Annotated in this window: 16 protein-coding genes; 13 read left to right on the top strand and 3 right to left on the bottom strand. The window is 34.8% G+C overall.

Features of this window, described 5'->3' with window-relative positions; all coding sequences use genetic code 11:
• Nucleotides 1–69 precede the first annotated feature (69 nt).
• Genes cdd through HMPREF1639_RS08945 form a run of 3 tightly spaced genes read right to left on the bottom strand, consistent with a single transcriptional unit; the run spans nt 70 to nt 2,593 of the window.
• Complete coding sequence (gene cdd, locus HMPREF1639_RS04325) at nt 70–534, bottom strand: cytidine deaminase (protein WP_084572468.1); 465 nt, start codon at nt 532–534, stop codon at nt 70–72.
• A gap of 24 nt (nt 535–558) precedes the next feature.
• On the bottom strand, nt 559–1,281 hold the full coding sequence (locus HMPREF1639_RS04330; RefSeq protein ID WP_036763702.1) for a HEPN domain-containing protein: 723 nt from the start codon (nt 1,279–1,281) through the stop codon (nt 559–561).
• Nucleotides 1,274–2,593, bottom strand: coding sequence for an AAA family ATPase (locus HMPREF1639_RS08945; RefSeq protein ID WP_052045418.1), 1,320 nt, complete (start codon nt 2,591–2,593; stop codon nt 1,274–1,276). Before HMPREF1639_RS08945 ends, HMPREF1639_RS04330 begins: the two co-directional genes overlap by 8 nt.
• Nucleotides 2,594–2,931: 338 nt before the next feature.
• Here HMPREF1639_RS08945 and secA point away from each other — a divergent pair, with 338 nt between their 5' ends.
• The 13 genes from secA to HMPREF1639_RS04400 all read left to right on the top strand — a co-directional run bounded on the left by secA (nt 2,932) and on the right by HMPREF1639_RS04400 (nt 19,499).
• Nucleotides 2,932–5,292 (top strand): preprotein translocase subunit SecA, encoded by a 2,361-nt coding sequence (secA, locus tag HMPREF1639_RS04340; protein ID WP_036763705.1) that lies wholly within the window; start codon nt 2,932–2,934, stop codon nt 5,290–5,292.
• 14 nt (nt 5,293–5,306) lie between these two features.
• Nucleotides 5,307–6,671, top strand: a complete 1,365-nt coding sequence (locus HMPREF1639_RS04345) for a DUF5009 domain-containing protein (RefSeq protein ID WP_036763708.1) — start codon at nt 5,307–5,309, stop codon at nt 6,669–6,671.
• Nucleotides 6,672–6,684: 13 nt separating this feature from the next.
• Nucleotides 6,685–7,989 carry a stalk domain-containing protein gene (locus HMPREF1639_RS04350; RefSeq protein ID WP_036763825.1) on the top strand — a complete coding sequence of 435 codons (1,305 nt, stop codon included), beginning with the start codon at nt 6,685–6,687 and terminating at the stop codon, nt 7,987–7,989.
• Nucleotides 7,990–8,083: 94 nt separating this feature from the next.
• On the top strand, nt 8,084–9,982 hold the full coding sequence (locus HMPREF1639_RS04355) for an N-acetylmuramoyl-L-alanine amidase (protein WP_036763711.1): 1,899 nt from the start codon (nt 8,084–8,086) through the stop codon (nt 9,980–9,982).
• A 176-nt stretch (nt 9,983–10,158) separates the two neighbouring features.
• Nucleotides 10,159–11,244, top strand: coding sequence for a cell wall-binding repeat-containing protein (locus tag HMPREF1639_RS04360; RefSeq protein WP_242847276.1), 1,086 nt, complete (start codon nt 10,159–10,161; stop codon nt 11,242–11,244).
• An 80-nt stretch (nt 11,245–11,324) separates the two neighbouring features.
• A complete protein-coding gene (locus tag HMPREF1639_RS04365) occupies nt 11,325–11,987 on the top strand; it encodes a sugar transferase (RefSeq protein WP_036763717.1) in 663 nt (220 codons plus the stop codon).
• Between the two features lie 15 nt (nt 11,988–12,002).
• Complete coding sequence (locus HMPREF1639_RS04370; RefSeq protein ID WP_156955946.1) at nt 12,003–12,782, top strand: glycosyltransferase family 2 protein; 780 nt, start codon at nt 12,003–12,005, stop codon at nt 12,780–12,782.
• A 38-nt stretch (nt 12,783–12,820) separates the two neighbouring features.
• Entirely contained in the window at nt 12,821–13,633 is an 813-nt protein-coding gene (locus tag HMPREF1639_RS04375) for a glycosyltransferase family A protein (RefSeq protein ID WP_036763720.1), read from the top strand.
• Nucleotides 13,634–13,643: 10 nt separating this feature from the next.
• Nucleotides 13,644–14,831 (top strand): CDP-glycerol glycerophosphotransferase family protein, encoded by a 1,188-nt coding sequence (locus tag HMPREF1639_RS04380; protein ID WP_036763830.1) that lies wholly within the window; start codon nt 13,644–13,646, stop codon nt 14,829–14,831.
• A gap of 22 nt (nt 14,832–14,853) precedes the next feature.
• Complete coding sequence (locus tag HMPREF1639_RS04385; RefSeq protein WP_198021059.1) at nt 14,854–16,005, top strand: O-antigen polymerase; 1,152 nt, start codon at nt 14,854–14,856, stop codon at nt 16,003–16,005.
• Between the two features lie 12 nt (nt 16,006–16,017).
• On the top strand, nt 16,018–16,782 hold the full coding sequence (locus tag HMPREF1639_RS04390; protein WP_036763723.1) for a glycosyltransferase family 2 protein: 765 nt from the start codon (nt 16,018–16,020) through the stop codon (nt 16,780–16,782).
• A 63-nt stretch (nt 16,783–16,845) separates the two neighbouring features.
• Entirely contained in the window at nt 16,846–17,955 is a 1,110-nt protein-coding gene (locus tag HMPREF1639_RS04395; protein WP_036763726.1) for a glycosyltransferase, read from the top strand.
• A 98-nt stretch (nt 17,956–18,053) separates the two neighbouring features.
• Nucleotides 18,054–19,499 (top strand): polysaccharide biosynthesis protein, encoded by a 1,446-nt coding sequence (locus HMPREF1639_RS04400; RefSeq protein ID WP_052045419.1) that lies wholly within the window; start codon nt 18,054–18,056, stop codon nt 19,497–19,499.
• Nucleotides 19,500–19,510: the final 11 nt, after the last annotated feature.

Consider the following 19,510-nt stretch of genomic DNA (forward strand, 5'->3'; position numbering starts at 1 on the left):
ACGACTTTGAAAGCATTTTTGTTACCATCAACGCTATATATTATAGAACCAATTTATTTAATAAAATATTTATACGTCTAGGCTAAAACTCAGTGGCAAGAGATGTAGTATATCTGTGACCAAGACTTCCCTACCATTTGTAAGTATGATAGGGCAGGTCGGTTCTAATAGCTCAGATAGGACCTGTCTGCAGGCTCCACATGGCGTAGTCAACTTCTTGTCTTCTGATACTATGGCAATGGCCCTGATATCTTTTTTTCTATAGCCATTTGAGTAGGCAGAGAAGATGGCATTTCTTTCTGCGCAGTTTGTCAGTCCATAGGATGCATTTTCTACATTTGTTCCTATAAAGTATTTGTTGTTTTTAGTTTCTACACAGGCTCCCACCCTGAAGTTTGAGTAGGGGGAGTAGGAATTTTTTAGGGCTTCAAAGGCCCGGTCTATTAGGGACTTGTCTCTTTTATCAATCTGGTCCAACCATTCTGGGTTAAATGTTTTCCTATTTGGATCGTAATTTCCATAATTTTTAAACATAGATAATTCACCGCCTATCTTTACCTAATTTGTATCTTTAATCTGACTATTTTTGACAGACTCTATAATCTGATAGTTAATAGCCTCAACCATAAATTGAATCACATTGATGGTGTGCAGGACATAGTCATAATCTATAGGATGCTTGTCAGAGCTATTAGGTTGAAAGTCTAGCTCATGGGCTATAATATTTCTCCTGTCAGCGAGTTCATCTACAAACTTTTTTAGGCCTGTAACGCTAGTCAGGTCCTTGAAGCGCATCATCATCCTTGGATGTATGGCCTTCCACATATTAAAATTTATTATATAGCCAAGATTCCTGTCTATGGCATAAGACTTTTGCATGGTAAAACTTGATGTTAATTCATATATGGTATTACTTAGGATTTTTTCCTTTTCTTCTGGGTCGAATTCAATTTTATCAAACTTATCCAAGAGAGATATTGGCACCATGAAGTTATCAAAGTTTTTTCCAGCCGCTGCCTTACCCTTGAAAATCTGGAGTAGCATGGTCTTTACAATATCGTGCATATACTTGTCCATTGAACCACATATGAGGATAACGCAGTACCTTAGTATATTTTCGTCTTTTTTGTTTTCTAGCATTAGGTCACGTATTTTTCTAGTATTTGCATGAAATACATCTATAGGTACATTTATACTAATATCTATCAGGTCTAGGCCTGTAGCTCTAGGTTTTATGCTTGGTTTTGGTCTTTTGAAAGAGTTCTTGTATTTGTTAGTCATGTAACTCCCTCCTAAAGTAATTTAAACCTCCATACTTGCCTGAAAGATAGGCATTTCTAAAGTTTTCACTCTTAGATACATCTAGTATATCAGCAAGTGAGTAAATAGTAGTTTCATTGAAGTTCTTGTCTGTAATATATATCTGGTCACGTCTCAGGCTCTTCATTTCCAACAAGTCAGTTGTATGTGTAGTCGTAATTAGCTGACCAGATTGGTTTTCAACAGGGTTTTGGAAGAGGTTAAGTATATATTGGGAAACTATGGGGTGGATATATGATGTCATCTCATCTATGACAAGGGTCTTTCCGTTGTATAGGGCATCATATATATAGGCGTATAGGGCATAGATTTTTATAGTTCCTTCAGACTCTTCGAAGAGGTTGAATACTATATCCTTGGAGTTACCATTGATATCTAAGCCTTTTTTAAAGGTGTTTAATGTCATGGTTTCCCCATCTCCATCAACTTGTCCCTTAGATTTCTTTCTTATATTTTTGAATAAAGTAGACTTACGCATTTCATCTTTTACTGTATCGTCTATATCGTCTTGTTTTAGAGCCTGACTAAGACTCTGTGCCTGTATTGAGCTTATATTTGAATAACTTATATCTGTCAACATCCTCAGTAACTTGGCGTGGAATATATCGCCTTTTTCTAGTAAGTATCTAGTAGTTCTTTGTATATTTTCCCTGGAATCAAAATTATTCTTTATTATAATAAGGTCGTTTTCAACCCAATCTACAAATTTTTCAACCCTAGTATCAAATATACTAACACTACCAATTATTGGCCTTTTTGACATATTAGGACCCATAATTTTTTCAATTACACACTTGTCTATTTTTGTATCTAGACTGAAATTATCATAGCTTCTGTCTATTAGAATTGTATAATTTTCATTTGAATCAAATGAAGCAAGGCGCTCATATATTATTGAGTTTTTATCGTATTTGAACTGGTAGTCAAATACACACCCATCAACTATGGCCCTCAATTGGTATGATGTAGGCTTGTCCCTATAAGTATCTGATAGTTTGAAAGGCTTGTATTGAAAAATCTCTATACCTAATTTTTCTGGATTAGATATTTTTGAGAATACAATTTGCTTTCTTGCTAGGTCAAGAGCTTTTAAAAAGTTCGACTTACCAGATGCGTTGAATCCATAAATTGTGATTGCTGGTAGCAGATGAAGGTAGTCGTTGGACCTATGTATTTTTATTCTACTGTCGTCTTCGTCATCAGATTCCACAAGGGAAAAAATCAACCTATTTTTTATAGATAGGTAGTTTTCTATACTAAAATCAATTAACATATCTAATCCCTCCTTAACTTCTATATTACCATTATACTACATTGCTATGACTTATTAGACATTAAAGATAAAAAAAGTAGAGGTTGTTTAGACAACCTCTACTTTTTTAATGTGAGAAATAACTTAATAAGAAATGTAATTCTTTTAAGTAAGTATATTATACAATAAGTTGTGATAAATGTCTAATAGTTTTTGTGAAAATCTAATTTTAATGGTATAATATAAAGGTCAAAGTAGGTGAATTTGCCCCAAATAGGTAAATAGCTAATATTCAAGAAAATTATATACAAGGATACTTGTTTTATTTGACATAAAATATGTAATTGAAGGAGTAGATAATGTCGGTTTTAGATTCGTTTTTAAGTAAAAAAGATGATGCAGAAATAAAAAAAATAAACAAAATTGTTGACCAGATAGAGGCAATAGAGGAAGAAATATCTTCCCTGTCAGATGAGGAACTTGGAGGCAAGACTCAATTGTTCAAAAAAAGATTGGATGAAGGGGCATCAATTGATGATGTATTAGTTGAAGCCTTTGCCGTTGCAAGAGAAGCATGTAAAAGAGTCTTAGGTATGAGACAGTACAGAGTCCAGTTGATAGGTGGTATAGTCCTACACCAGGGTAAAATAGCAGAAATGAAGACGGGTGAAGGTAAGACCCTAGTTGCTGTGGCTCCATGTTACTTAAATGCCCTATTAGGCAAGGGCGTTCATGTAATCACTGTAAATGACTACCTAGCTGAGCGTGATGCAGATACAGTCAGACCAGTATTTGAATTTTTGGGTATGTCAGTAGGTACTATAATAACTGGCCAAGACCCTTATACTAGGAGACTTCAGTACAATTGTGATGTATCTTATGGTACTAATTCAGAATTTGGTTTTGATTATTTAAGAGATAACATGGTGAAAAATATTGAGGACAAGGTACAGGGTAAACTTTACTACTGTATAATTGATGAGGTTGACTCAATATTGATAGATGAAGCCAGGACTCCACTGATTATATCAGGAGAGGGTGAGGCAATTAGCAACCTATATAATTTGGCTGACGACTTTGTTAAGACAATTGTAGAAGAGGACTATGACCTTGATGAAAAGGAACATACAGTATCTCTGACTGAGTCCGGTTTTAGGAAGGCTGAGAACTACTTCAAGATTAGGACAATAACAAATTTAAATAATATGGCGATTTACCACCATATCAACCAGGCTCTTACAGCCCACAAGCTAATGGACCTTGATGATGACTACGTAGTCAAGGATGGTGAAGTATTTATAGTAGATGAATTTACGGGTAGAATAATGGATGGTAGAAGGTTCTCTGACGGACTTCACCAGGCTATTGAAGCAAAAGAAAAGGTGGAAATCAAGTCTGACAACAAGACTATGGCTACCGTTACCTACCAGAACTTCTTTAGGATGTATGAAAAGTTATCTGGTATGACAGGTACAGCGAAAACAGAAGAAAATGAATTTGAGCAGACCTACCATATGAATGTTGTTCAGATTCCTACAAACAAGCCAGTTATAAGGGCAGACCTGAATGATAAGGTATATTCAACTGAAAGAGAAAAGTTTGCCGCAGTGGCAGAGGAAATTATAAAGATACACAGTACAGGCCAGCCTATCCTAGTAGGTACAGCTACTGTTGAAAAGTCAGAGATCTTGTCTAAGTTGCTTACTGACAAGGGATTGAAACATGAGATACTAAACGCCAAGAATAACAAAAAAGAGGCTGAAATAGTTGCAAAGGCTGGTATGGTTGGAAATATCACTATAGCTACCAACATGGCAGGTAGGGGTACTGATATCAAGTTAGGTAATGGGGACAAGGATATGGAAGAGCAGGTTAAGAGTCTGGGTGGTCTATATGTCCTAGGTACTGAAAGACACGAATCTCGTAGAATAGACAACCAGTTGAGAGGGCGTTCTGGTAGACAGGGTGATCCGGGTGTTTCTAGGTTCTATGTAAGTATAGAGGATGAAATAATCAAGTTATATGGGGGTTCTGCAATCAAGAAGTTGAGCAAAAAGCTTAAGCCAGACGAGTACGGTGCCCTATCAAGTAGGTCTCTTACAAGGGCAATAGAGAATGCCCAAAAGGGTATAGAAGGCAAGAACTTTGAACAGAGAAAAGATGTTTTAAAGTACGACAATGTAATAGACAAGCAGAGGAAGGTTATCTATGGTGAAAGGGATAATGTTCTAAGGGGCATTGACCTGAGAGAAACTATTATGCAGATGGCCAAGGATACTATAGTTGAAAGTGTAGAGAAGTATATTGATGTGAAACCTAGAAATTACTTTAACTATTTAAAAAGCCTATATACAGCCTTTATGCCAGATGGAACCTTATTGATGCCGGATATTGCTAGCATGACTAGGGATGAAGTAATTGAAAATACAATGGAAATTGTCAAGAGGGTATATGAACTAAAGATGATGATGGTTCCAGAATACGAGCTAGCCCGCCAAGAAAAGGAAATTTTGTTGGAAGTAGTTGATAATTATTGGGTAGACCATATAGACTTGATGGACCAGATGAGACAGAGTGTAGGTCTGGTATCCGTTGCACAGAAGGACCCGGTTAAAGAGTATACAATTGAGGGTTACAAGATGTTCGAATCATTAAATAGGAAGATAAGGAGAGAAACGCTTAAGTTTGTATTTACCTTTGACGATTTGGAAGAAGAATAAATGAAGGTGATATAATGCATGTGAATGATGTGGAAAAATTTGGTCTCAAGGCCTACATACGAAAATACTTAAATATTATTAGAATTTTATATTTGGACAAGAAAGTCAAAGACCAAGAATATGCTTATATGAGGATTGGAGCTATAGATGTCTTAAGGGGGATTTTTGTAGTGGCAGCCCTATTTATAATCAATCAGGGCTTGGAGTCCGCTGTATCAATTAACCTAGCCATTTCTAACTGGCATGGCATGACCTTTGCAGACCTAGTCCTGCCATATTTTGTACTGATAATGGGCATGTCCATACCATTTTTTGTGAAAAAGAATTATGCAGATGGAGATTTAATTATAGATATAGTGAAGAGGGTATTTATAAGGTTTGCAATCATATTTGTTATAGGTGTTTTGTACAGTATGATTTTCATGGATGGTAGGGAGACTGTAAGGTTGACTGGACCCTATCAACTCTTGGCAGTTGACTATCTCTTGGTAGCCTTGGCCTATATAGGTCTATTAAATCTAAAAATTAAGAATAATGTCCTTACATATGTTTTTATAGTATTGTCAATTTTGGTGTCTGTTATAATGACCTTTATATCATTTGCCAATGGCTATACTATTGATAAGAATGTTTTTGTTGGTATAGACAGGTCTATCCTAGCTGGTTTTATGAGCAAGTCGCCAGCTGACCCAGAAGGATTGATGGCAGTATTGGCTGCCAGTCCACTAGCTATGATAGGACTATCGATTGCCTGTATATTCAATAAAAAACCCATTGAAAACAAGAGGTACAAAAAATATAATAGACCAAGACAGATAAGAAGAGAAGGCTTCACAAGGGCTAATTTGTGGATAGACGTCAAAAGTTGGTTAAATGCAAGGTCTATTGCTTCCATTTTGAGTAACTATTATAGGTTAAATGATGAGTTGAAAAAGCTGGTAAATTTGCTTCTCTTATCTATATTGATGTTTATACTGTCACATATAAGTCAGCTCTTTATACCATTGAATAGGAATGTTTTCAGTATTACCTTTGTCCTTAGAATGGCAGAGTATACATACTTTATCAGTATGATAGCCTATTTGGTATGTGATATTATTGGTCTAAGTTTTGGTACTAGTCTCTTAAAAAGGGTTGGTCTAAATGCTATGCCTATAATCTTACTGGATACCATAATACATGGATTGGTAAAATTTATACATATCAAATCGATATATACAGCTACTTGGTTGCCATTTAACAATTGGTTTACTACAGATTTTATAATCCCTGTAAGTGGTATTGACTATGCATCAGCATCCTATTCGGTATTTATAACTCTTATATGGGTACTTTTGTTCAACTTTTTGGAAAGATACAAATTAAAGATAAATATATAATAGTGGAGGGCTTATGTTTGAAAATATGAATATGGAAATTGTAAAAAACAGAGCTAGAAAGGCCTTGATTTTGATCGTTTCCCTACTATTGATAATAGCCTTGTTTAGGCTGCTTCACTACCACCAGAGTCAAAGGAAAATTATAACCGACTACAAGGATACCAATATAAGGGAGCGACTGATAACTAACAATAAGGTTGCTCAAATGAAGAAACCCTACAAGATAAACAATGGTATAGTGTATGTTCCACTACTGGAGTTGTGCAAAAATTTCAATACCAAGGTTGAGTATAAGTTTTTACCTTTTGGAGAGGTAGAGCTAAAGTACAAGAAGTCTACTTATTACCTGAAGAGGGGATCTAATGAGGTTAGGTTTGCCAACAACAAGAATGTTTTGAAGATGGATGGCCTAATGGAGTACATGGAGAATACCATATATGTTCCGCTTGACTTTATCTACAAGGTATTAGATGTAAATGTAGTTCAATCTAGTGATAGGACTGTATACATGGATAACTATCCCAAGAAATTCAATTATTCCTGGGTAAGGGAAAATAGGTATATAGCCCATGCTATGGGTGGCATTGGAGGTAATTCCTATACAAATTCAAAACAGGCTATGATTTCAAGCTATAATAGGGGCTTAAGAGTATTTGAGGCGGACATGTCTATGTCTTCAGATAATCAACTAGTGCTACTTCACTCTTTTGATAGGGTCGGTCTATCGGAGTTAGGTTTGCCGCTTTCTTGGGCTAATACAAAACCTACAAAGAAGGAGTTTTTGGCTGAGAAAATACTTGGAAAGTACGACACACTAGCATTAGATAATGTAGTGGAGTTCATGAAGGACCACAAGGATATGTATTTGGTGGTAGACCTCAAGATAAATGATATAAGGAGTGTTGAACAGGCATATAGGAGTCTAGTGGATACCTTCAGAAAGGTTGATTCATCCTGTCTTAATAGGGTAATACCACAGATTTACTATGAAGAAATGTACAAGCCTGTGATGAATATATATGACTTCAAGTCCATGATATTTACAACCTATAGATTAGAAGGTTTAGAGGTTAATAGGATCGTTGACTTCTCCTATGAACATGGCATAAAGATAGTAGCTACTAACAGGTTTAAATTCTCTGAAGACTTGACTAAGAAATTGGTTGATAGGGACATAAGTTTGTATATGTATACTTATAACGACCAAAGCAAGGTTAATTCTCTAAGAAATAATTATGTGAGTGGATTTTATACAGATTTTCTACCAAAGGATCCTATAAGCAGAGATGCCGATGGTAAGGTTGTAGTCAAAAAATAAGTTACAGAATGTAACTTTTGTGGTATAATGTAATAGTATTCATTTTTATATGTATAAAGTGCTTACATATATTTTTTAGATAGGAGGGTAATAAATGAAGGTATTTTTAAGGAAATTTATGGCTATGACCATTGCTATTACAATGGTAGTGGGACTAGTTCCATATAGTTTTGCTGACAATGGAAATGTGAGTGAGGATGTTTCTAGAGTAGAGGCAAGTAGTATGACTGATGGGGAAGATGCTGATGCAAGAAGTATGGAAATAAAGCTTGGTATGGCAAAGTTTGATCAGGATGGTAAGATAATTGAAGAAGTTGATCCTGAGGAAGACGAAATGACATATGAAACAAAGTTAGATGCCAACTATGCCAAATCAAATGCTAATGTGTCCTATTTGTATGGTAGTGACAGGTATGAGACATCTATTAAAGTTAGTAAGTCTGCCTATCCAAACGGGTCCGATTCCGTGGTTTTAGTTAATTCATCAAGCGCTGTATACGGTTTGATTGCAACACCATTTGCCGCTCTAAATAGGGCTCCGATACTCTTAACATCTGCAGAATCAATAAAGCCAAGTGTGCTTGCCGAGATACAGAGATTGAGACCAAAGAAAGTGTATTTAGTAGGCGATAGAAGTCATATATCAAAGGGGATTTCTAATGCGATAAAAGCAAATACAGGGGCTGAGATGGTTAGAATTTTTGGCCAGTACCCAGGTGATATATCAGCTGCAGTAGCTGAAAAAATACATGAAAGTCACAGGGTTGATACAGCATATGTAGTAAGTACTGAGTATGGTGTAGCAGATGCCTTGTCTATTTCTTCGATAGCAGGCAAGACCAAGGCACCTGTAATAGTTGCTAGCAAAAATTATGTGAATGCTAGGGCTTTCAAGTATCTAAATGATTGTGCCTATAATGTATACTATATAGGAGGACAGGATTCTATTTCTAGAAACCTAATAAATAAAATAAGTTCAGTGGTTAGGAATGGCGGACAGTCAAATAGAATATATGGTAATGATAGGTACCAGACTAACATAAATGTAATCAATAAATTTTATAGAAATAATGATATAAAGAGTTTGATAGTAACAAAGGCTGAAAATAGTGGTTTGATAGATACGGTAAGTGCTGGACCATTCGCTACACTGAAATCAGGGCCAATTCTGATAACTCATAGGTACAAGCTATCAGATGCTTCTCAGAATTTCTTAAATAGCGTTCAAGGTAATACCATCTACCAAATAGGTGGGGGGATTAGTAGTGCTGTTACTAATCAAATTAAGTCAAGTTTTCAGTCTAGACCAATAGCTAACAGGAATGTAGAAAAAGTTCCTGCACCAAGTGTGGGCAATGAAAATACTAAGCCTAGACCTAATCCTGGCCCAAGTAATGATAATGAAAATGTAGCTCCGACTGGCAAGGGTATAAGGGGGAAGACAATTGTTATTGACCCTGGTCATGGTGGTAAGGATTCAGGCGCAGTTGGACTGTACGGATACAAGGAAAAAGATTGGACCTTAAAGACAGCTATGGCCTGTGCAGACTATCTTACAAGGGCAGGTGCAAGGGTAATAATGACTAGAAAGAATGATACGTATCCTACACTTCAAGATAGGGCAGATATTACTAACAGTAACAAGGCTGTTTTCTTCTGTAGTATTCACTACAATAAGGGCGGAGATATAATAAACTCAGATACAGGTGAACTGAGTGGTAGAGGTGTAGAAGTATTTACTGGTAGCGGTAGTTTTGCCCAGAATAGTGCGAGAAAGGTACTGAATAGTATATTGTCAAAATTTAATTTGAAAAGCAGGGGAGTAAAAGATGGTACTCACCTATATGTTATAGCTAATACAGTATCACCTGCTATACTAGTAGAATGTGGATTTATGTCTAGTTCTCATGATGTAAGTCTCTTGAAATCAGATCAAGCATTAAGAACTATGGGTATACAAATAGCCAAGGGTATAATTGAAGGATTTAACTAGAAAGATTTTAAAGAAGATATATAGAGAATGTGTAAAAGTTCTCTATATATCTTTTTTTTCATCACAAGCTTTGCACAAATATTTAATATATAGTATAATGATGTAGTAAGTGAGATTATGTTTATTTCACATAAATAGGAGTTGGAGAATTAAGGATGAAAAAAATTATTAAATGTATGGCACTTATAGTAGTATTTTTGATTGTGTATATAGGTGGCGGAAAACTACTTGATAAATTATATTTTGATAAGTTTGATGTGGTTGATTATACAGGTGACACTAGATACGATACCGTGAATACTGTCCTTGATAAACGCTTTAAAAAAGCTGATACGGCAATAGTTGTGAATACGGAAATGATAGAACAAATAGTATCGATTGCACCGTATGCATACAATAGTAAGTATCCTGTTTTTTATGTTGAGAGCTATAATGTAAAGAAACCTGTTTATGAGCAGATGAAGAAATTGGGCATAAAAAAAGTTGTTCTTATTGGAGGAACTAATAGCCTGAATAATAGGGTTGAAAGATCATTTAAAAGGAATGGTTACAAGGTTAGTAGGATAGTAGAGTATAATAATACGGATCTTTCTATAAGGTTGGCAAATATAATGGCTGATAAGAAAAAGGTTAAGGCTGTGGGCCTGGTTAGCAATGACGTATTTGATTTGCCTAATGCTATATCTTTTTCACCTTATGCACAGAAAAATAACATACCAATAATCGTTATATCTGGAAAGGACGATGACCCAGCAAAGCTGAAAAATTATATTGATAAGAAGGGGATAAAAAAGGTTTTTATAATAACAAATAAAAATACTCTAAATAGAAATTACGACAAAATGTTTGAAAACGTGGTGAAAATAAGTGGCAAGGATAGGTATGAGGTTAATAGAAATATAATGGATCGCCTATATAAAAGAGGTGAAAAAATATACGTATCTAAGGGCGGAGAAGTGCTTCACAAGAGGTCGATAGCATCTGGACAGTTAATAAATGCAATGGCAATAGCACCTCTGGCAGCCGATAACAATGCCCCTCTCTTACTGATAGAAAATAATTATCTAGCAACTGCAGATGAAAAATTAGTTGAGGAGAGAAAATATACCCAGTTAAATCAAGTTGGCTTTAAAATAGAAAGAAGGAATTTCTTCAATGTAGAAAGGTTTAAATTGGTTACAACTATATTTTTGATTTTATTATCGATATTTATGGTTATAAGGCTTCTTATAAAAAAGGATTCGACTTTGGCTGGCTTGTAAATTTATAAAATTTTTAGTATAATATAAAGTTGTCATACGCATAATATATAGCGTATTTTACTGATGAGGGGAGGACAATAATGACTCTTAACAAATACAGTGGAGATGATATAGAGTTAAAAGAATATATTGACACCATAGATTATAGTATAGTAAAGGGTGGCATAGGTTTGGAATTATGTCAGAGGATTGTTGATATAGTACTGAGTCTTATAGCTATGATAGTTGGAATACCTATCATGCTTATAGCGGGTATTTTTATAAAAATTGAAGATAATGGTCCTATTTTATACAAGCAGGAGAGACTGGGAAAAAATGGTAAAGAGTTCTACGTATATAAATTGAGGTCAATGAGAACTGATGCCGAAAAATTTGGGGCACAGTGGGCAGAAAAGGATGATCCAAGAGTTACCAAGGTTGGAAAGTTTATAAGAAAGACTAGGATTGACGAAATACCACAGCTATTTAATATTTTCAAGGGTGATATGGGTATAATCGGTCCTAGACCTGAAAGACCAGGTTTCACTAAAGAATTTGAAAAAAGATATGGACATTTCGTATTTAGACTAGCCATCAAGCCAGGTCTTACAGGTTGGGCACAGGTGAATGGTGGATATGAAATAGATGCCGGAGAAAAACTAAAGTATGATCTTTATTACATAAAAAATAGAAGTTTACTTTTAGATATAAAGATAGTTCTTATGACTGTTAGAGTTATATTTACAGGTGATGGAGCCAGATAGAAGGGAAAGTTTTAAATGGACGAGATGGGAAAATTATATACTAATAAGTTGGTTTCGGTCATTATGCCTGTATATAATGCAGAAAAATACTTAGAAGAAACTTTGGATAGTGTTTTGAATCAGACTTATGAAGATATAGAAATTATTTGTGTAGATGATATGTCTAGTGATGGTTCTAGAGATATTTTAGGGAAATACAAAGAAAAGAGTAAAAAAATAAAGACTATTTATTTGACAGAAAATGCTGGAGTTGCAAATGCTAGAAATGTTGCTATTCAAAATGCTGAGGGAAGGTTTATAGCATTTTTAGATAGTGATGATGTGTGGCTACCAGAAAAGATAAGTCGTCAAATAAACTTCATGTTGGATAATCAGTATGAATTCACTTTTACCAGTTATAGGTTTATAGATGCAGATAGCAACTTAATGAATACTATAGTAAAGGCCAAGAGAGAATTAACTTATAATAAATTATTAAAACATAATGCAATTGCATGTTTGACAGTAGTTATAGATAGGAATTATGTGAACGATATTTACATGCCTAAAACTAGGCATGAAGATTATGCTGCTTGGCTGAGGATACTAAAGAAGGGTTACAAGGCATATGGTCTCAATGAGCTTTTAGCTCTTTACAGGACAAGGCAAAATTCTCTTTCTGGCAATAAACTAAAGGCTGCTACTTGGACTTGGAATATACTGAGGAATGAAGAAAAGTTGGGACTATTTAAGTCAGTGTATTGTTTTGCTAACTATGCTTTTGTTAATGTGTTTAAGCATTTTTTATCTAAATAGCAGAACAATTTTAAATTGTAGAAGAAGGGAAATATAATATGAAATTCAGTTTGTTGTTGGGAACATACGGTTCAAGATTGAAAGAACTAGATGTTCTATTTGATAGTTTGGATAGGCAGACGTATAAAAATTTTGAAGTAATAGTTGGTTCACAAACTAATTTTAATGAAATAGATGAATTACTAAAGAAACATAGTTTTGAATATAAGCATATTGATGCAGGTGGTGTTGGATGTTCTGTAAGCAGGAATGCTACAATGGATTATTGCACAGGTGATATATACACTTTTACAGATGACGATTGCTGGTACACTGATAATGCTCTGGAAATAGTTAATGATCACTTCGAAAAGTACAATCCTGATGTAGCAATATTTCAAAACTTTGATCCAATAACTAAGAAATCTACAGCAGATTACCCAAAGGAGGCAATACTGGGTATATCTAGGATGCAGACTTTGAAACAGATTACTTTTGATATGTGGTTTAATGCACATCAACTGGATCCAATGACTCACAGGTTTGACGAGAGGTTTGGTATTGGTAAGAAGTATAATTCTGGTGAAGAAAATGTCTTTATAATGGATGCATATAAAGAGGGAAAGAAAAAAATGTACTATTTTCCAATAATTGTATCTTATCATCCATATAAAAAAGTTAATTATACTGATGAAAAATCTATATTAGGAAAGGGGCCTCTTTTCAAGAGATTGTTTGGAAGTTTTTGGGGATTTTTCTTATTTATAGCATTTGGATTTAAAAAAATGAAGATAATTAAGGATAGCAATGATGGAAGATTCTGGGGAATCTTTATGGCAGCTATCAAGGAACAACTTAAATTTAGAGTTTAAGGGTGGTATTATGAGTCTAGTTGAAAAAGTTGTTAGACTTAGCAAGAATTCTTTAGAAATGCTGGTCTATAATAGTAGGATAAGTAAATATAGAGGACAAGAAAAATATAAGAACATGTGGCTTATATCCGAAAGAGGGGTTGAGGCTAAGGACAATGGTTATGTTTTCTTTAAGTATTTAAGAGAAAATCATCCTGAAATAAATGCATGGTATGTTATAGATTCTTCTCACAAGAAAGATTACGATAGGGTTAAGAACCTTGGTAATATTATCGAGTATGGTAGTGATGAACATAAAATAGCCTTTCTTTTATGTGAGTATGCTATATCTTCACATCTTGGTTTTTTGGAGCCATGGAGCTACAAGCTTTACAAATTATTGTTAGATAGGAAGGATAAAAAGAAATTTGTACTATTGCAACATGGTATTATATTGAGTGATTTAAGTATGTATTACAATGCTTCAAATAAGATTGACCTCTTTATTACAACGACAAAACGTGAGTATGAGTCCATATGCGGACCAAATTACGGCTTTGATGATGGGGTTGTTGTACGAACAGGTATAGCTAGGTATGATAGATTAAACGAGTTTAAAACAAAAAAGCAAATTCTATTGATGCCAACCTGGAGGCAAACTATTATAACACCTTCATACAAGAAACAGAATAAGCTGGATATGACTAGTTTTATATCCTCAGACTATTTTAAATCTCTTAATTCTTTGATAAATAATAAGGAACTTTCAGACTTGCTAGATAAATATGACAGGGATCTTATCTTTTATCCTCATTTTGAGATGCAACCTTACAAGGGATGTTTTGATCTTGAATCTAGTAGGTTTGTTTTGGCTGACAAGGACGATTATGATGTTCAGACCTTGCTTAAGGAATCAGAGCTATTGATTACAGATTTTTCATCTGTGGCCTTTGATTTTGCATATATGAAAAAACCTTTGATCTATTATCAGAAGGTAAAGGATGATAAGTATGAGCCTGGTTATTTTAATTATGAACTAGATGGTTTTGGAGATATAATACTGGATGAAGAATCACTAGTAGATAAACTATCTGTTTATCTTGAAAATGAATTTATGATGGAAGATAAGTACGTCAAAAGGGTAGATGAATTTTTCGATCTAAGAGATGGTAAGAATTGTGATAGGATATTTGAAGCTGTATTGGGCTTGGAGAAATAGTTTATACTAGGGGAGCAGTTAGATGTTAAAAGATAAGTGGAGGAATTTATTCGGTATAGTAATAGTCTTTATGGCTGTTTTTAAGTTTTATGGAGACTTTTTTGATATGAATTCCTTTTCTAGGTATATAATGGTGCTTAGTTTGGGTTTATCAACTATAATGATAGCAACTGATTTAAAAAAATTTAATATTGTCCATTTATTTGTTTTTGTATTGGCTGGAATACAGTTTGCATTATCCAAGAATATAACTATGGCATATGTCTATTATCTTTGTTTGGGACTATATACATGTGATTTTAGAATACTGGTAAAGTGGTTTATGATTTTTAATGCTGCATTTTTTTCAATATACTTGGTTAGTAATCTCTTGGACATACACCCTACTGAGTATTTGGAAGGCAGGAATGACTTCGGCTTTGGTAATCCAAATTCGTCATTCATATGCATGTTTTTAATATGGTCATCATACTTTTATTATGTGTTTTACAGCAAAAAAAAGATAGACTTTTTAGTTTTGTTTTTGATGGCCTTTTTGATGTATTCACAGACTATAACTAGGACTGGTCTATTAACTGCTATTATGACAGCACTTGCCTTCTTGATTTTGAGAAAGATAGACGTAAGAAAAAAGAAAACAGCTGTTATAATAGGTATATTTCCAATATTTATGTCTATACTAAGTATATTGGTTGCCTTGTTTGGGAATGGTGACTACTACTTAAATAAAATATTATCTCATAGACCCCTATATTGGCATTCGTATATTACTCATCCTACTAGTGGTATCAATTTATTTGGTTACACACCTAATATTAGAGATATATTATTTTCACAGAGGATGCCACTAGATAGTGGTTATATATGGACCCTGTATAGTATGGGTATTATAGTCTTTGTAGTTATTATAGGTTTTTTGTGTTTGGCAATTTACAACCTGTGCAGGGAAAACCAAAAAGACAAGGTACTTTTGATAGTAAGTATATTGATTTATTGTTTTGCGGAAAGTATATTGGTAGATATTGCCAGCAATATCAGTATAATACTATTGGTATACGGCATATCCAAGTTTGATATTAGAAAAATAGATTTTAAAAAGATTTCTTTAAGTGGAATTAAGTTTAATAAGAGAAAGTTTAAGAGAGCTAAAAATGCTAAAGGCAGTATTAGTTAGGAGATAGATATCATGAAAGAAGGTTTGGTATCGATAATAACACCCGTATATAATGCAGAGGAATTTATAGTGGAAACTATAGAGTCTGTTCAGGCTCAGACCTTTAAGGACTGGGAGTTATTATTGGTGGACGATTGTTCAAAGGATTCTTCGGGCAAGCTGATAGAAGCAAAGGCCAAGGGAGATGATAGAATTAAATATATTAAGCTAGAAAAAAATTCTGGGGCAGCCGTTACTAGGAATATCGGACTTTCAGAGGCTCAAGGTAGGTATGTGGCTTTTTTGGATAGTGATGATATCTGGAAACCGGAGAAACTGGAAAAGCAGTTGGCTTTTTTGGCTGATAGGGAAGTTGCATTTTGTTTTACATCATATAGGTACACCAATTCAGATGGTAGTCCAACATCCAAGGTGGCTAGGGCACCAGAAAAGATAGATTATAATGGTCTCCTAAAGAATACAATTATAGGTTGTTCTACAGTTTTGATAGATAGGGAACTGATGGGAGACTTCATGATGACAAATGTCAGACGTGGTCAAGATACGGCTACTTGGCTTCACCTATTAAAGAGGGTAGACTATGCCTATGGTATATATGAAGACTTGGTCTGGTATAGGATAGTCAAGGAGTCCTTGTCGCACAACAAGTTCAATGCGATAAAGAGGACTTGGAATACATATAGAAATATAGAAAAACTTAGTCTGTGGAAGGCGTCTTATGTGTTTATTTTTTATGCATATAATGCAGCCAAGAAGAGACTTAAAAAGGAGAAATAGGACCTGGTTCAGTAATAATTAAGGATACAGGCATAGAATAAGTTCGTCGGCTAGGAGGTTTATATGGCAAAGATTTGTTATTTGGCAGATGCTTCAAACCCTCATGTTAAGAAGTGGTGTGACTTCTTCTTAAAGAAGGGCTATGAAATAGAGATAATATCGCTAAATGGTGGTAGTATAGAGGGCGTTAGAGTTCATAATTTCCAAACAAATGTAAATGAAGTTAGGAATAAGGGCTTGTTTAGCAAGTTTAGTTACCTAAAGCATAGGAAGGAAATCAAGGCCCTTATAAATAAGATTCAGCCAGATTTTCTGCACGCCCAGTATGCGAGTTCTTATGGTTTTTTAGGAGCCTTGATGGGATATAGACCATATGTCCTATCTGTGTGGGGTACAGATATATACGACTTTCCTAGAAATGGTCTACTTCAGAAGATGATCATAAAGTATAATTTTAAGAAGGCGGACTATATATTTTCAAACAGTGTAGATATGGCTAGAGAGGCCAATTTATATACAAACAAAAAGGTTGATATTACTTACTTTGGGGTTGATACCAAGAGGTTTACGCCTATGGAAGATGCCAAGGACAAGGATTATTTTACCTTTGGAATAATAAAGAGTCTGGAAAAAAAGTATGGAATCAAGTACCTAATAGAAGCCTATGACAACTTGTATAGCAAGTACGAGGGCGTCTATAATGGGAAAAAATTAAGGTTATTGATAGGTGGAAGTGGACAGGAAGAGCCTGCTCTTAGGGACCAGGTAGCAGGACTAAAATCAAGAGAATCAATTACTTTTCTTGGAAGGGTTCAAGCTCATGTCATAGTTGAAACATATAATTCTTGTGATGTGTGTGTATTCCCATCATTAAGAGAAGGTTTTGGTGTGTCTGCAATAGAATCTCAGGCCTGTCAAGTGCCTGTAATCATCACCAGGGTAGGTGGCCATCCAGAATCAGTTGATGAAGGAAAAACAGGTTTGATAGTTGAATCCAAGTCTGCAGAGGAGCTTTTAGAAGCAATGGAAAAGCTGATGACTGATGATTCTATGAGGTTGTCTATGGGTGAAAATGCTAGAAAATTTGTAGTAGCTACATATAGGTTTGAAGATAATTTTGAAGATATATCCAAACTGTATGATAGAGTATTAGCGGATAAAACAAATAAATAAATATTGTGCAACAAGTTGGAGACAGTTTACTTGTTGGTATTGTGTATGTAATTATGGAAGTAAATGGACCTATTCTAGGTTTTCATGGAAGGTGAATTATGGCAAAATTGTCTAGAGTTATGATTGTTGGTGCCGGTGAAGCTGGTCAGATGGTCATCAGTGAAATAAATAAAAATAAAGGAAAATTAAACAGGAAGGTTGTTGCACTTGTCGATGATGATGACCAGTTAATAGGTCAGCTAGTTTGTGGCAAGATCGTTGACGGCAAGGTCGATGATATACCTACACTTGTGAAGAAGTTTATGGTTGATGAAATCATATTTTCTATAGCGAATATAAGTAATAAGAGAAAAAAAGAAATAATAGATATATGTAGGACAACTTCATGCTATACAAAAACTATACCTAGTTTTTTGGAGATAATAGATGGCAAGGTTGATTTTAAGTTGATTAGGGATGTCGAAATAGATGACCTACTTGGTAGGGACCCTGTGAGCCTTGATATGGATAAAATTAGGGACTATATATCTGATAAGATTGTAATGGTTACAGGGGCAGGAGGAACGATAGGTTCTGAATTGTGTAGACAGATATACAAGTACGGACCTAGCAAGCTTGTACTACTAGATAATTACGAAAATAATGTTTATAGCATACAGCAGGAGCTGGTAATGAAGTATGAAAACCAGGTTGAAATGGATGTAGTTATAGCAAACGTAAGGGAAGAAAAAAGGTTAGACCAGTTATTTTCAAGCTTTAAGCCAGATATTGTATTTCATGCGGCTGCTCACAAACATGTTCCACTAATGGAAGCTAATCCAACAGAGGCAGTTAAAAACAATGTGTTTGGAACTTTGAATTTGTTGAAGGTTTCAGATAAGTATAAAGTCAAGAAGTTTGTTTTGATATCTACTGACAAGGCTGTAAATCCTACAAATATTATGGGAGCTACAAAGAGGTTGGCAGAGAAGTTGATCCAGATATATAATGGAATTAGTTCTACAGACTATGTAGCAGTCAGATTTGGAAATGTCCTGGGTAGCAATGGTTCAGTTGTACCTCTTTTCAAGAAGCAAATAATGGCAGGAGGTCCTGTTACCGTTACTCATAAGGATATAATAAGGTATTTTATGACTATTCCAGAGGCCGTTGCCCTAGTTATGCAGGCAGGTGCTATGGCACATGGTGGAGAAATATTTGTTTTAGATATGGGTGATCCGGTCAAGATAGATGACCTGGCTAGAAATATGATAAGATTGAGTGGTTTTGAACCAGATGTAGATATAGATATAGTTTATACGGGTCTAAGACCGGGTGAGAAATTATATGAAGAATTGCTTATGGCCGAAGAAGGTTTAAAAGTTACAGATCATAATAAAATTTTTATAGGTAGCCCACAGAGGTTTAATGAGGAAGAGATTTTTAGTCGACTAGCTGAGATGAAGGCAGCTGCAGTTGAGGAAAATTCTGATAAAGTAGTAAGTTTATTAAAGATATTAGTTGATACATATAGGAATCCTGATGATGTCAACAAGTTAATATAGAGGAGAAAGTT

The sequence above is a fragment of the Peptostreptococcus sp. MV1 genome (assembly GCF_000758885.1).
Lineage (GTDB): Bacteria > Bacillota > Clostridia > Peptostreptococcales > Peptostreptococcaceae > Peptostreptococcus.

What these genes read in the sequence shown, in the direction of transcription:
- cdd (WP_084572468.1), bottom strand. Translation starts at nt 534, where the DNA reads ATGTTTAAAAATTATGGAAATTACGATCCAAATAGGAAAACATTTAAC.
- HMPREF1639_RS04330 (WP_036763702.1), bottom strand. Translation starts at nt 1,281, where the DNA reads ATGACTAACAAATACAAGAACTCTTTCAAAAGACCAAAACCAAGCATA.
- HMPREF1639_RS08945 (WP_052045418.1), bottom strand. Translation starts at nt 2,593, where the DNA reads ATGTTAATTGATTTTAGTATAGAAAACTACCTATCTATAAAAAATAGG.
- secA (WP_036763705.1), top strand. Translation starts at nt 2,932, where the DNA reads ATGTCGGTTTTAGATTCGTTTTTAAGTAAAAAAGATGATGCAGAAATA.
- HMPREF1639_RS04345 (WP_036763708.1), top strand. Translation starts at nt 5,307, where the DNA reads ATGCATGTGAATGATGTGGAAAAATTTGGTCTCAAGGCCTACATACGA.
- HMPREF1639_RS04350 (WP_036763825.1), top strand. Translation starts at nt 6,685, where the DNA reads ATGTTTGAAAATATGAATATGGAAATTGTAAAAAACAGAGCTAGAAAG.
- HMPREF1639_RS04355 (WP_036763711.1), top strand. Translation starts at nt 8,084, where the DNA reads ATGAAGGTATTTTTAAGGAAATTTATGGCTATGACCATTGCTATTACA.
- HMPREF1639_RS04360 (WP_242847276.1), top strand. Translation starts at nt 10,159, where the DNA reads ATGGCACTTATAGTAGTATTTTTGATTGTGTATATAGGTGGCGGAAAA.
- HMPREF1639_RS04365 (WP_036763717.1), top strand. Translation starts at nt 11,325, where the DNA reads ATGACTCTTAACAAATACAGTGGAGATGATATAGAGTTAAAAGAATAT.
- HMPREF1639_RS04370 (WP_156955946.1), top strand. Translation starts at nt 12,003, where the DNA reads ATGGACGAGATGGGAAAATTATATACTAATAAGTTGGTTTCGGTCATT.
- HMPREF1639_RS04375 (WP_036763720.1), top strand. Translation starts at nt 12,821, where the DNA reads ATGAAATTCAGTTTGTTGTTGGGAACATACGGTTCAAGATTGAAAGAA.
- HMPREF1639_RS04380 (WP_036763830.1), top strand. Translation starts at nt 13,644, where the DNA reads ATGAGTCTAGTTGAAAAAGTTGTTAGACTTAGCAAGAATTCTTTAGAA.
- HMPREF1639_RS04385 (WP_198021059.1), top strand. Translation starts at nt 14,854, where the DNA reads ATGTTAAAAGATAAGTGGAGGAATTTATTCGGTATAGTAATAGTCTTT.
- HMPREF1639_RS04390 (WP_036763723.1), top strand. Translation starts at nt 16,018, where the DNA reads ATGAAAGAAGGTTTGGTATCGATAATAACACCCGTATATAATGCAGAG.
- HMPREF1639_RS04395 (WP_036763726.1), top strand. Translation starts at nt 16,846, where the DNA reads ATGGCAAAGATTTGTTATTTGGCAGATGCTTCAAACCCTCATGTTAAG.
- HMPREF1639_RS04400 (WP_052045419.1), top strand. Translation starts at nt 18,054, where the DNA reads ATGGCAAAATTGTCTAGAGTTATGATTGTTGGTGCCGGTGAAGCTGGT.